The following is a 13464-nucleotide window of genomic DNA, read 5'->3' as shown; positions in this document are numbered from 1 at the left end:
GCCGCACGGTGGCGGCCAGCAACGGCACGCTGACGGTCAAGCAGGCCAACCACGCGCCGGTTATCGGCACGCTCGACATCGATGTTGCCGGTGAGGCGCCGGCCATCGCCGAACTAGCCTCGTATGAGCCGATCAACGCCATGCGCCATGTCGGCCTCTTGCCGGAGGATCTCACCGGCACGGTGACAGGCCACGTCAAGGCCGACATACCGCTGACGTCGGGAGTCGACACCTCGAAGCTCAACTGGCTGGTGGCGCTGGACTACAAGGACCTGTCGCTCGCCAAGCCGTTCGAGGACCAGACGGTGACGGAGGCCGACGGCTCTATCACCGTCGAGCCCGACCAGGCGGTGATCTCGGCCAAGGCGCGGCTCAATGGCATCCCGGCCGAGCTCGATATCGTCGAGCCGCTCGTCGATGACGGCCCGCCGCGCAGCCGCAAGGTCGCGCTCGTGCTCGACGACAAGACGCGCGCGGCCGCCATGCCGGGCCTGTCGCCGCTGCTTTCGGGAACCGTCAAGGTTGCGATCGACAAGAGCGAAGGCGACGAACAGAACGTGTCGGCCGACCTCACCAACGCCAGGCTCGACATTCCCTGGGCGGGGTGGAGCAAGGGCGCGGGCGTTGCCGCCAAGGTCACGTTCGCGATGAAGAAGGCCGGTGCCACCACGACGCTCGCCGACTTCGATCTCGACGGAAAAAGCTTTTCCGTCGACGGCGATGTGACGCTCGTGAACGGGGCGCTGTCGTCGGCGCGCTTCAGCAAGGTCGCCTTGAACCGGGGCGACGATGTCGCCGTATCCGTGAAGCGGTCCGGCAAGGGCTATGCGGTCGATGTCAGCGGCGAGGCGCTCGACGCCCGCTCGCTGATCAAGCAGTTCACCTCCGATGTCGACACCGCCACCAAGACCACCGGCAGCGATGCGATTTCCGTCAACGCCGATGTCGGTTCGCTTACCGGCTTCCATGACGAGATGCTGTCCAACCTGAAGCTGAACTACAGCGCCGCCGGCTCCCGCGTGAACGGCCTCGAGGTCAGCGCCACCGCGAGCTCCGGCGCGGCCATTACCATCCGCAACACGACCGCCGACGGCAGGCGGGCGCTCAGCATGAAGTCGGCCGACGCCGGCGCCATACTGCGCTTCCTCAATGTCTACGAGCATATGGAGGGTGGCTCGATCACGCTGTCGATGGCGGGCGCCAGCGACGGGCCGATGAAAGGTCAGGTCGATGCCACCAACTTCTTCGTCGTCAACGAGCCGAAGCTCGCCTCGATCGTGTCGACCACGCCGGCCGGCGACACGCGCAGCCTGAACCAGGCGGTCAAGGCCGATATCGATACGTCCAGGGTCAAGTTCGAGCGCGGCTACGCCGAGATCGACAAGGGCGCCGGCTATCTGAAGCTGGCCAACGGGGTGCTGCGCGGCGAGCGCATCGGCACCACTTTCCAAGGCACGCTCTACGACCAGAACAACAACATGGACATGACCGGCACCTTCATGCCGGTCTATGGGCTGAACCGCATCTTCGGCGAACTGCCGCTGTTCGGCCCGCTGCTCGGAAACGGCCGGGATCGCGGGCTGATCGGCGTCACCTTCCGACTAAGAGGCAATGCCAACAAGCCGAGCCTCGACATCAACCCGCTGTCGGTGATCGCGCCCGGAATCTTCAGGTCGATCTTCGAGTACCGGTGAGGCGGCGCGTCACACCGGCCGCGCCAGGACGTGCTTTTTCTTGCCGACTGAGAGCTTTACGACGTTTTCCGGACCCAAATCCTGAAGCGTCACCGTGCGGCGGTCGTCCGCGACCGGCAGATCGTTGAGACGCACGGCACCGCCCTGCACGTGCCGCCGCGCCTCACCGTTGGAGGCGGCGAGCCCAGCGGTGACCAACAGCGAGAGGATGCCGACGCCGGCTTCAAGCGTGGCCCTCCCGACCTCGACGCTGGGCAGCGTGTCGGCCAGCGCGCCTTCCTCGAAGGTCTTGCGCGCGGTTTCGCCCGCCGTCTCCGCGGCTTCCCGGCCATGCAGCATGGCGGTGATCTCGGTGGCGAGGACCTTCTTCGCCTCGTTGATCTCGGCGCCGCCGAGCTTTTCGAGCCGTGCCACCTCGTCGAGCGACAGCGTCGTGTAGAGCTTGAGGAAACGGCCGACATCTGCGTCCTCGGTGTTGCGCCAATATTGCCAGAACTCGTAAGGCGAAAGCATTTCCGCATCGAGCCAGACCGCGCCGGAGGCCGATTTGCCCATCTTGGCCCCTGACGAGGTGGTGAGCAGCGGCGTGGTCATCGCGTAGAGCTGCGCGCCCTCCATGCGGTGGCCGAGATCGATGCCGTTGACGATGTTGCCCCACTGGTCGGAGCCGCCCATCTGCAGCCGACAGCCGAGCCGCTTGTAGAGCTCGACGAAGTCGTAGGCCTGCAGGATCATGTAGTTGAATTCGAGGAACGACAGCGACTGCTCGCGGTCGAGGCGCAGCTTGACGGAATCGAAGGCGAGCATCCGATTGACCGAAAAATGCCGGCCGACATCACGCAGGAAGTTGACGTAGTTGATCTCCATCAGCCAGTCGGCGTTGTTGATCATGACGGCGTCGCCGACGCCGCTGCCGAATTTGAGGTAGGGCGCGAAGTTGCGGCGAATGCCAGCCAGATTGTCCGCGATGTCCTGCGGCGTCAAAAGCTTGCGCGCCTCGTCCTTGAACGAGGGATCGCCGATCATCGAGGTGCCGCCGCCCATCAGCGCGATCGGTCGGTGGCCGGTCCGCTGCAGCCAATGCAGCATCATGATTTGGATCAGAGATCCCGCATGCAGGCTCTTCGCCGTCGCATCGAAGCCGATATAGGCGGTGACGATTTCCTTGGCGAAAAGCTGGTCGAGGCCGGTTTCGTCCGAGATCTGGTGGATGAAGCCGCGCTCGCTCATGACGCGCAGGAAATCGGATTTGTAGGCGGACATTTTTTCTTTCCCGAAGATCGCCCGACCGCCGGGCCAAGCATGACATGAAGGCGGGCGTTTAGCACCAGTGGGCGATCAGCAAAAGTGGAATCCGGTTTTGCGTCCAATCGCCCACTAAGCAAAGACCGGCGATCAGCAAAAGTGGAATCCGGTTTTGCGTCCGATCGCCCACTAAGCAATGACCCGCGATCAGCAAAAGTGGTTTCCGGTTTTGCGTCCCGCGCGGATGACATTGCGTATCCTTGCCTCGTGGTTGCGGCTGGCGTAATGAGGCGCCGCGCAAAGGGCAGTGCCCAGGCGCCGCGACGGGGCACCATCCCGCAAATCGAGATCCGGAAGCTCCCGCGATGAACAGGAACTACGTCATCCTCTTTCTGTTCAGCCTGCTGATGACCTTCGGCGGTCTCGCCAGCCTTCCTCCGATCGACCGTGACGAGTCCCGCTTCGTCCAGGCGACCAAGCAGATGGTCGAGACCGGCGACTATGTCGATATCCGCCTGCAGGATGTCACGCGCTACAAGAAGCCGATCGGCATCTACTGGCTGCAATCGGCGGCGGTGGCGCTGAGCGGCGAGGGCGCCGCCGCGCCGATCTGGGTCTATCGCCTGGTCTCCATGCTGGGCATCGCGCTCGCCGTCGTCGGCATCGGCTGGACCGGCACGAGGCTCTTCGGCGCCAATGCCGGCCTCGCCGCCGGTCTGATGATGGCGGCGATCTTTGCCACCGCCTTCGAGGGCCGCGACGCCAAGACCGACGCCATGCTTCTGGCCTGCTGCGTGACGGCCCAGGGCGCGCTGGCGCAGGCCTATCTCGCCGCGCGCCGCAACGAGCCGGTCGCTGGCCATCTGCCCTGGATCTTCTGGATCGCGCAAGGACTTGGCATCCTCATCAAGGGACCGGTGGCGCCGCTCTTGTCGCTGCTGACGGCGGCGGCGCTGGTTGCCTTCGATCGCGACTGGCGCTGGCTCCTCAAGCTGAAGCTGGTGCGCGGCGTCGCCATCGTGCTGTTCATCGTGCTGCCCTGGATATTTCTCATCAGCTGGAAGAGCGGCGGCGCTTTTTTCCAGGAGGCGGTCGGCAAGGACATGCTGACCAAGGTGGCGCAGGGCGAGGAATCGCATGGCCTGCCGCCCGGCTTCTACATGCTGACCTATTCACTGTTCATGTGGCCGTTCGGCCTGATCGCTGTCGGCGCCGGGCTGCAGGCCATCAACCGCTTTTGGGATGATCCGCGCCTGCGCTTCTGCCTCGCCTGGTATATCCCGTTCTGGCTGGTGTTCGAGGCGATCCCGACCAAGCTGCCGCACTATGTCATGCCGGCCTATCCGGGGATGGCGCTGCTGATCGGCTGGTTGCTGACGTTGAAGCCCGAGGAGGCCAACGCACCGCTCAAACGTTGGCAGACCTGGCTGTGGTGGGCGACCGCCTTCGGCCTTGTCGTCGTTTCCATCGGCCTGGCGGTGGTCTGCATTGGCGCGCCGATCTATCTCGCCAAGGCATTTTCGTGGTGGAGCATTCCCGCCGCGCTTGCTGCGCTCGCCGCCGGCTACATGGCCTTCCCGCGCCAATTGCAGGTGCCGCTCGGACGCGTCGGTGCGATTGCCATTTGCGCCGGCATCACCTTTTCCCTGCTGTTCGGTACCATCGCGCCGTCGCTGAAGCCGATCTGGCTGACCCCGGCGATCAAGGTCGCGGTCGACGCCAACCGACCATGCGACACCACAGTGCTCGCCTCCGCCCCGTACCATGAGCCGAGCCTCGTCTTCCTTGTCGGAACCAGCACCGTGCTCACCGATGTCGACGGTGTCGCAAAGCACCTGCTGGCCGATCCGGCTTGCGCGCTGGGACTGGCATCGGTCAAGGACGAGCAGAAGCTCAACGAACTGCTTTCGGGGCAGGGCAAGTCGGCAAAGCGCCTGACCGAGATCGACGGGCTCAACTATTCGTCAGGAGACAAACTGGCGCTCGGGCTTTATCGGGTGGCAGAGTGAATAGCATCGGGCCTCGATTGCCCTTATAAGCTCGCGCCCAATCATGCTCGTCATCGCATCCACCCTCTATCGCCGCTCGCTCGGCAACTTCCTCGACACGATCCGCATCGTGAGGAGGCGCTTTGCCGTACGGGCGGCGCGTTACCCCGAGATCCCTTGGCTGGTCTGGGTGTTTGCCTGGCTGTTGCTCGCGACGGCAGTCTTCTTCAGCCTCGACGGCGCCGCCGGCAGAATGCGCGGGGTGTGGACGCCCGGCTTCGTCCAGTTCACCGACTTCTTCACCGATTTGGGCCTGGGCGGCTGGTACCTCATTCCGGCAGCGCTTTGCCTCGTCGCCGCCAATCTGACGGACTGGCGAAGCCTGTCCAGGCGAGCACGGCTTTTCGTCTACAACTGGACCTGCTTCGCCTTCCTGGTGCTTTGCGCTGTCGGCTTGTCCGGCCTGGCGGTCAATCTCTTGAAATACGGCATCGGCCGGGCGCGGCCGCTCTATTTCAACGATTTCGGGGTTTTGTCGCTGCACCCCTTGGCCATGGATGCGCGCTTTGCCGGCTTTCCTTCCGGCCATGCCACCACGATGGGCGCGGTGTTCGGCGTCGCGCTGCTGCTGTTCCCGAGGCGCTGGTACATCGCCCTGGCGCTCACGGCGTGCATTGCCTCGACGCGCGTCTTCGTTGGCGCCCATTACCCTAGCGACACTGTTGCCGGCTTCGGGCTGGGGCTGGCCTTCGCGATCCTATCGGGGCTGGTCTTTGCCCGGCTGGGCTTCATCTTCGGCCGGCCGTCGTCGAAGCGGCCGGAACGCAAGAGGACATTCCGATTGGGATGGGCCAACGCAGCCCAGCGCCGGGAATTGATGGCGAAGCAGAGCGGACGGCTCAGCGCCGACCACCCATAAGACGATTTACCTCAGCCGCTTCGGCCGGGGATCGGCGAGTTCGCCCGCCAGCCTGCGGTCGAGATAGTCGGCGCATTCCTGCAGCAAAAGGTCGGCGTCATTGGCGAAGAAATGGTTGGCGCCGGGCAAGGTCTTCTGCGTGATGGTGATGCCCTTCTGGGTGTGCAGCTTGTCGACCAGCGCCTGCACATCCTTGGGCGGCGCGACCTTGTCGGCGTCACCGTGGATGATCAGACCCGACGACGGGCAGGGCGCCAGGAACGAGAAGTCGTAGGTGTTGGGCTGCGGCGCAATCGAGATGAAACCTTCGATCTCGGGCCGGCGCATCAGCAACTGCATGCCGATCCATGAGCCGAACGAATAGCCGGCGACCCAGCAGCTCTTGGAATCCGGATGCAGCGACTGCACCCAGTCGAGCGCGGCGGCGGCGTCCGACAGTTCGCCGGTGCCGTGGTCGAACTCGCCCTGACTGCGGCCGATGCCGCGGAAGTTGAAGCGAAGCGTGGTGAAATCGCGTTTTTGGAACATATAGAAGAGGTCGTAGACGATCTTGTTGTTCATCGTGCCGCCGAACTGGGGGTGCGGATGCAGCACGATGGCGATCGGCGCGCTCTTTTCCTTGGAAGGCTGGTAGCGACCTTCCAGGCGACCGGCCGGACCGGCGAAAATGACCTCAGGCATAAAAAACTCCACGTGGCGTACGAATGCGCTCAGCCCGGAACAACTCTTCCTCTGGCCCACTGTGGCCTTGACGCCGGGCAAGCGTCTTCTTAGAAGCTAGTTTAGAATTGTTCAAAACTGGGTGGCCGAACCCGCTGGCCCGACCGCCCTTGCCGCAAGCCGCGTAAATAGGACGGCTTGCCTTGCGATTTCAAGGAAATAACGCGCTATCCTCGCAGGATGGCTCTCGAAAGGACCGATCCAGGGAAAATGGCCGCAACTCGCGCCTATCTCGACTACAACGCCAGCGCGCCGCTGCTTGAAGAGGCGCGTTCGGCGGTTGTTGCAGCGCTTGGTGCCGCCAATCCGTCCTCGGTCCACGCCGAGGGCCGCGCGGCGCGGCGACTGGTCGAGGATGCAAGGCGCGATGTCGCCGCCTTGGTGAATGCCAAGGCCGCGCATGTCGTGTTCACGTCCGGAGCCACGGAAGCCGCCGCCACGCTGCTCACGCCGGACTGGCGGATGGGGCGCGGCGCGGTTCGCATGAGTCGGCTCTACGTGTCGGAGGCCGACCATCCTTGCGTCCTCAATGGCGGACGCTTCCCTGCCGAACAGGTGACCCGGATCGGCGTCGATCGAAACGGCATTGCCGATCTCAATGCGCTGGCTGCCGCTCTCGCCGCGCACGACAAGAGCGATGGCCTGCCGCTGGTGGCCATCCACGCCGCCAACAACGAGACCGGCGTCATCCAGCCCGTCGATCGCATCGCTGAAACCGCCAAGGCGGCGGGTGGCGTGCTCGTGATCGACGCCGTACAGGCGGCGGGCCGCATTCCGATCGATATGTCGGCCGGCTATGCCGACTATCTGATCCTGTCCTCGCACAAGATCGGCGGCCCCAAGGGCGTCGGCGCCATCGTCGCGGCGGCCGATCTGATGATTCCGAAGCCGCTGATCAATGGCGGCGGCCAGGAAAAGGGCCATCGCGCCGGCACCGAGAACCTTCCCGGTATCGCCGGTTTCAGCGCCGCCGCGCGCGCTTCGCTGGCCGGCCTTCAAGGCATCGACGCGGTGGCTCGACGCCGCGACGAGGTCGAGGTCCTGGTAAAATCCCTGGCGCCGGACGCGGAAATCTTCGGAAATGGCGCGCAAAGGCTTGCCAACACGACATTCTTCGCTATTCCCGGCGTGAAGGCCGAGACGGCGCAGATTGCCTTCGATCTCGCCGGCGTGGCGCTGTCGGCGGGGTCGGCCTGTTCGTCGGGCAAGGTCGGGCCGAGCCATGTGCTCAAGGCGATGGGATTTGGCGACAGCCTGGGTGCCTTGCGCGTGTCGATCGGCCATGCGACCGGCGCCGAGGATATCGAGCTGTTCCGGGCAGCACTCGCGGGCATCGCCGCGCGTCGTGCCGGTGCGGAGAAGGCCGCCTGAGCGGCGACAGGAATTCGGGCCTCCCGGGCCTGGTAGAGCCGTGCGTTGAAATGGCCGGGTGAATTCCCGGTCGGAACGCACTATATGGAACTTACGCCGCCCCGGCCGCCCATGCGTGGCCACTGGTGGTGCCATAGTTTGAAAACTGTCGGGCCTTGACCCCGGCGTGGATGGAGAACGCTTATGCCTGCTGTGCAGGAGACGATCGATCGGGTTCGAAAGATCGACGTCGACCAGTATAAATACGGATTCCAGACAGAGATCGCGATGGACAAGGCCCCCAAGGGCCTGAGCGAAGACATCATTCGCTTCATCTCTGCGAAGAAGGGCGAGCCGGACTGGATGCTGGAATGGCGTCTGGAAGCCTATTGTCGCTGGCTGACTCTGGAAGAGCCGACCTGGGCGCGCGTCGACTATCCGAAGATCGACTTCCAGGACATCTACTACTATGCGGCGCCGAAGAGCACGCCGGGCCCGACCTCGCTCAGCGAAGTCGACCCTGAGATCCTGAAGGTCTACGAGAAGCTCGGCATTCCGCTGAAGGAGCAGGAAATCCTCGCCGGCGTGCAGAAGACGGACGCCTCGGAGCTCGAGGAAGCCAACGACAATGTCTTCAAGTCGGGCCGTGTCGCGGTCGATGCGGTGTTCGATTCCGTCTCTGTCGTCACCACCTTCAAGAAGGAACTGGCCGAGGCCGGCGTCATCTTCTGCTCGATCTCGGAAGCCATCCGCGAGCATCCGGAGCTGGTGAAGAAATATCTCGGCTCGGTCGTGCCGACCTCCGACAATTTCTACGCCACGCTGAACTCGGCGGTGTTCACCGACGGTTCCTTCGTCTTCGTGCCGAAGGGCGTGCGCTGCCCGATGGAACTGTCGACCTACTTCCGCATCAACGAGAAGAACACCGGCCAGTTCGAGCGCACGCTGATCATCGCCGAGGAGGGGGCCTACGTCTCCTATCTCGAAGGCTGCACGGCGCCGCAGCGCGACGAGAACCAGCTGCATGCCGCAGTGGTCGAGCTGGTCGCGCTCGACGATGCCGAGATCAAATATTCGACGGTGCAGAACTGGTACCCCGGCGACGCCGAGGGCAAGGGCGGCATCTACAATTTCGTCACCAAGCGCGGTGACTGCCGCGGCGACCGTTCGAAGATCTCGTGGACGCAGGTCGAGACCGGCTCCGCCATCACCTGGAAATACCCGAGCTGCATCCTGCGCGGCGACGATTCCAGCGGCGAGTTCTATTCGATCGCGGTGTCGAACGGCTACCAGCAGGTCGACTCGGGCACCAAGATGATCCATCTCGGCAAGAACACGTCGAGCCGCATCATCTCCAAGGGCATCGCCGCCGGCTTTTCGCAGAACACCTATCGCGGTCAGGTCTCGGCGCATCGCAAGGCGACCAACGCCCGCAACTTCACCAACTGCGACTCGCTGCTGATCGGCGACCAGTGCGGCGCCCACACCGTGCCCTACATGGAAGCCAAGAACTCGACCGCCCAGTTCGAGCATGAAGCGACGACGTCGAAGATCTCCGAGGACCAGAAGTTCTACGTCATGCAGCGCGGCATCCCCGAGGAAGAGGCGATCGCGCTGATCGTCAACGGCTTCGTCAAGGACGTCATCCAGCAGCTGCCGATGGAATTCGCTGTCGAAGCGCAGAAGCTGATCGGCATCAGCCTTGAGGGAAGTGTGGGGTGACGAAGGCGCCCAAACGCGAATCCGCAGAAAAGCATGTCTATCTGCGGGATCGAATGGACAGCTGGGAAACGAGGCTGCAACTGGCGTTGTGTTTGGGCGCAGCGGGCGCTGCGTTGCTTGTCGCGGTTTATTCGCCGGATGGCTTTTGGCACGCACTTTTGGAAGCCTTGAAGCAGTTGTTAAATCGGGTTTAGCCGCGCAGACGGCTACGCATAGGACGAATGGAAGAAAATGCTTGAAATCAGAAACCTGCACGCCCGCATCGTCGATGACGGCACCGAGATCATCCGCGGCCTCAACCTGACGGTGAAGGCCGGCGAGGTCGCCGCCATCATGGGCCCGAACGGCTCGGGCAAGTCGACGCTGTCCTATATCCTCGCCGGCCGCGAGGACTATGAGGTGACCGAGGGCGACATCCTCTACAACGGCCATTCGATCCTCGAAATGGACCCGGCAGAGCGCGCCACCGCCGGCATCTTCTTGGCCTTCCAGTATCCGATGGAGATACCGGGCGTCGCGACCATGGAATTCCTGAAGGTGGCGATGAACGAGCAGCGCAAGGCGCGCGGCGAGGAGCCGCTGAAGATCCCGGAATTTCTGAAGCGCGTGAAGGACGCCGCCGCCTCGCTCAACATGGACATGGCGATGCTGAAGCGGCCGCTCAATGTCGGCTTCTCCGGCGGCGAGAAGAAGCGCGCCGAGATCCTGCAGATGAAGCTGCTCGAACCAAAACTCTGCGTGCTCGACGAGACCGATTCCGGCCTCGACATCGATGCGCTGAAGATCGTCTCCGACGGCGTCAACGCGCTGCGTTCGCCGGAGCGCGCCATCGTCGTCATCACCCACTACCAGCGCTTGCTGGAGCACATCGTGCCGGACAGCGTCCACGTGCTCTACAAGGGCCAGGTCATCAAGTCGGGCGACAAGTCGCTGGCGCTCGACCTCGAAGCCAATGGCTACGCCGGCGTGATCGGCGAAGCCGCGTGAGATGCCAGCAGGCGAGGCGAGAGCAATGAACATGCACGCACAGCCCCAGCGCACCCCCGCCGAAACGGCGCTGATCGACGCCTTCGGCGAACGGCTTTCGCTGCTGCCCGGCGATGGCGCGGTGATGATGAAGCGCGACGACGCGATCGAGACGATCAAGCGCGGCCTGCCGTCGCGGCGCGTCGAGTCATGGCACTATACGGACCTGCGCCGGCTGCTGAACCTCAATCCGGTGCCGGACTTCGAGCCGGCTGCCACGGCCAAGGCCATGGCGCCGGTGCTGGAAGGCTCCGCCGTGCTGCCGGTGCTGAACGGCGCCTCGACCGCGAAGCTGCCTGCCGTCGAGGGCGTGACCGTGCAGCGCCTGTCTGAAAAGCTCACCGACGGCAGCGTGGCGCCGGGGCTCGATCCCTATGGCGCCGATGACGCGATCGGCGCGCTGAACACCGCCTTTGTCGCCGACGGCTATTTCGTCGACATCGCCGACGGCACGGAACTGGAGAAGCCGATCGAACTGCAGAACCTGCAGTCCGGCGGCCAGGCGCATGTGCGGCTTCTGACGCGCGTCGGCGCCGGCGCCAAGGCGACCATCGTCGAACGCCAGTCGGGCGAGGGTGTCGGCCTTGTCAGCTCCGTCAGCCAACTCGTGCTCGGCGACGGCGCAGAGGTGACCTGGCTGATCGTGCAGGAGCAATCTGATACCGCCACGCATCTTGCTCAGTTCAAGGCGCATCTCGGCAAGGATGCGAAGCTGACGCTGTTCGTGATGAACGCCGGCGGCAGGCTGGTGCGTCAGGAAGTCGTGGTGCGCACGACCGGCGAGGGCGCCGATTTCAAATTGCGCGGCATCAACCTTCTGGCCGGCGACACCCATACCGACACCACCATGGTGCTCGACCATGCCGTGCCACACACCACCTCGACCGAAGTGATCCGCAACGTGGTCACCGGCAAGGCGCGCGGCGTCTTCCAGGGCCGCATCAACGTGCATCAGCATGCGCAGAAGACCAACGCCAAGATGGCCTGCAACACGCTGCTGCTGTCGGATGACGGCGAGTTCTCAACCAAGCCGGAATTGGAGATCTTCGCCGACGACGTCGTCTGCGGCCATGGCGCGACCGTCACCGAGATCGACCACGACCATCTCTTCTACCTGATGGCGCGCGGCATCGACGAGAAGAGCGCGCGCGGCCTGCTGGTCAAGGCTTTCGTCGCCGAAGTGATCGAGGAACTGGAAGACGAGGCGCTCGTCGAGGCGCTGGAAGCGCGGCTCGACGATTGGTTTTTGACGCACGGGTAAGCGCCTGTCTTCTCCCCTCGCGGGAGAAGGTGGATCGGCGCGCGGCGCCGAGCGGGGTGCTGGACGGAGTGAGGCGGTGCCTCGGAAGAGCTTGTGATGGACAAGAAAGTCGAATCCACCCCCTACGACGTCGAGGCCATCCGCCGCGATTTCCCGATCCTGTCGCGGGAAGTCTATGGCAAGCCGCTGGTCTACCTCGACAATGGCGCCTCGGCGCAGAAGCCCAAAGCCGTGCTCGACGCCATCCAGCACGCCTACAGCCAGCAATACGCCAACGTCCATCGTGGCCTGCACTTCCTGTCGAATGCCGCGACCGACGCTTATGAGAAGGCGCGGGAGACGGTGCGCCGCTTCCTCAATGCGCCGAGCACCGACAACATCGTCTTCACCTCCAACACCACCTCGGCGATCAACACGGTCGCCTATGGCTACGGCATGCCCAACATCGGCGAGGGCGACGAGATCGTGCTGTCGATCATGGAGCACCACTCCAACATCGTGCCGTGGCATTTCATCAGGGAGAGGCAGGGCGCCAAGCTGGTCTGGGTGCCGGTCGACGATCTCGGCGCCTTCCACATCGAGGAATTCGAGAAGCGGCTGACCGCGCGCACAAGACTCGTCGCCATCACCCAGATGTCGAACGCGCTGGGCACGGTGACGCCGATCAAGGAGATCGTGCGCATCGCGCATGCCCGCGGCATCCCGGTGCTGGTCGACGGCAGCCAGAGCGCCGTGCACATGCCGATCGACGTGCAGGACCTCGACTGCGATTTCTTCGTCTTCACCGGCCACAAGGTCTACGGCCCCTCCGGCATCGGCGTGCTCTACGGCAAGAAGCACATGCTGGAGGAGATGCGGCCCTTCATGGGTGGCGGCGAGATGATCGAGGAAGTGACGGAGGACATCGTCACCTACAACGAGCCGCCGCATCGTTTCGAGGCCGGCACACCGCCGATCGTGCAGGCGATCGGCCTCGGCGCCGCGCTCGAATATATGGAAAAGGTCGGCCGCGAGCGCATCGCCGCGCACGAGGCGGATCTCAAGGACTATGCCCATGAGCGGCTGCGCGCCATCAATTCGCTGCGCATCTTCGGTGACGCGCCGGGCAAGGGCGCCATCATCTCGTTCGAATTGCAGGGCATACATGCCCATGACGTGTCGATGGTGATCGACCGGCAGGGCGTGGCAGTGCGCGCCGGCACCCATTGCGCCCAGCCGCTGTTGAAACGCTTCGGCGTGACCTCCACATGCAGGGCATCGTTCGGCATGTATAATACCAGGGCCGAAGTCGACGCTTTGGCCGATGCGCTGGAAAAGGCGCGAAAGTTCTTCGGGTGACGACCATGGAAGATGCGAGCACCACCGCAGAGACAGCTCCGGAAACGGCCGCGAACGGCGTGGTTTCGGCTTCTGCCATTCCTGCCGACGAGCTGGCGCGACTGACCGACGACATCGTCTCGGCGCTGAAGACGGTCTACGACCCGGAAATCCCCGCCGACATCTACGAACTCGGCCTCGTCTACAAGATCGATATCGAGG

Annotated in this window: 11 protein-coding genes and 1 pseudogene; 10 read left to right on the top strand and 2 right to left on the bottom strand. The window is 64.0% G+C overall.

What is annotated here, in order from left to right; translation table 11 throughout:
* Window positions 1–1694: pseudogene (locus EN781_RS09530) on the top strand (AsmA-like C-terminal region-containing protein); the annotation flags it as partial.
* 9 nt (window positions 1695–1703) lie between these two features.
* Here the strand turns inward: EN781_RS09530 and tyrS are convergent.
* A complete protein-coding gene (tyrS, locus tag EN781_RS09525; RefSeq protein ID WP_126054875.1) occupies window positions 1704–2957 on the bottom strand; it encodes a tyrosine--tRNA ligase in 1254 nt (417 codons plus the stop codon).
* 347 nt (window positions 2958–3304) lie between these two features.
* On the opposite strand from tyrS, the gene EN781_RS09520 reads away from it, so the two are divergent.
* On the top strand, window positions 3305–4948 hold the full coding sequence (locus EN781_RS09520) for a glycosyltransferase family 39 protein (protein ID WP_127399924.1): 1644 nt from the start codon (window positions 3305–3307) through the stop codon (window positions 4946–4948).
* Between the two features lie 43 nt (window positions 4949–4991).
* Window positions 4992–5846 (top strand): phosphatase PAP2 family protein, encoded by an 855-nt coding sequence (locus EN781_RS09515; protein WP_126054873.1) that lies wholly within the window; start codon window positions 4992–4994, stop codon window positions 5844–5846.
* A 6-nt stretch (window positions 5847–5852) separates the two neighbouring features.
* Here EN781_RS09515 and EN781_RS09510 read toward each other — a convergent pair whose 3' ends face one another.
* The gene (locus EN781_RS09510; protein WP_126054872.1) at window positions 5853–6527 is read right to left on the bottom strand and encodes an alpha/beta hydrolase; all 675 of its coding nucleotides are present in this window, start codon (window positions 6525–6527) and stop codon (window positions 5853–5855) included.
* A gap of 249 nt (window positions 6528–6776) precedes the next feature.
* Between EN781_RS09510 and EN781_RS09505 the strand changes: the two genes are divergently transcribed.
* The 7 genes from EN781_RS09505 to EN781_RS09475 form a co-directional block, all read left to right on the top strand.
* Window positions 6777–7937, top strand: coding sequence for a cysteine desulfurase family protein (locus tag EN781_RS09505; protein WP_126054871.1), 1161 nt, complete (start codon window positions 6777–6779; stop codon window positions 7935–7937).
* Window positions 7938–8120: 183 nt separating this feature from the next.
* On the top strand, window positions 8121–9638 hold the full coding sequence (gene sufB, locus EN781_RS09500) for a Fe-S cluster assembly protein SufB (protein WP_126054870.1): 1518 nt from the start codon (window positions 8121–8123) through the stop codon (window positions 9636–9638).
* Window positions 9635–9832, top strand: a complete 198-nt coding sequence (locus tag EN781_RS09495) for a hypothetical protein (RefSeq protein ID WP_126054869.1) — start codon at window positions 9635–9637, stop codon at window positions 9830–9832. The genes sufB and EN781_RS09495 overlap by 4 nt, the downstream gene beginning before the upstream one ends.
* A gap of 37 nt (window positions 9833–9869) precedes the next feature.
* The gene (gene sufC, locus EN781_RS09490; RefSeq protein WP_126054868.1) at window positions 9870–10625 is read left to right on the top strand and encodes a Fe-S cluster assembly ATPase SufC; all 756 of its coding nucleotides are present in this window, start codon (window positions 9870–9872) and stop codon (window positions 10623–10625) included.
* Window positions 10626–10650: 25 nt separating this feature from the next.
* A complete protein-coding gene (sufD, locus tag EN781_RS09485) occupies window positions 10651–11925 on the top strand; it encodes a Fe-S cluster assembly protein SufD (RefSeq protein ID WP_127399923.1) in 1275 nt (424 codons plus the stop codon).
* Window positions 11926–12021: 96 nt separating this feature from the next.
* Complete coding sequence (locus EN781_RS09480; RefSeq protein ID WP_126054866.1) at window positions 12022–13263, top strand: cysteine desulfurase; 1242 nt, start codon at window positions 12022–12024, stop codon at window positions 13261–13263.
* Window positions 13264–13268: 5 nt separating this feature from the next.
* Window positions 13269–13464, top strand: a 196-nt coding sequence (locus EN781_RS09475; RefSeq protein WP_127399922.1) for an iron-sulfur cluster assembly protein, incomplete at its 3' end; no start/stop codon positions are given.

Source organism: Mesorhizobium sp. M4A.F.Ca.ET.090.04.2.1 (assembly GCF_003999085.1).
GTDB lineage: Bacteria > Pseudomonadota > Alphaproteobacteria > Rhizobiales > Rhizobiaceae > Mesorhizobium.
The sequence above is the reverse complement of the archived record's forward strand: the minus strand, read 5'-3'. Positions and strand labels throughout refer to the sequence as shown.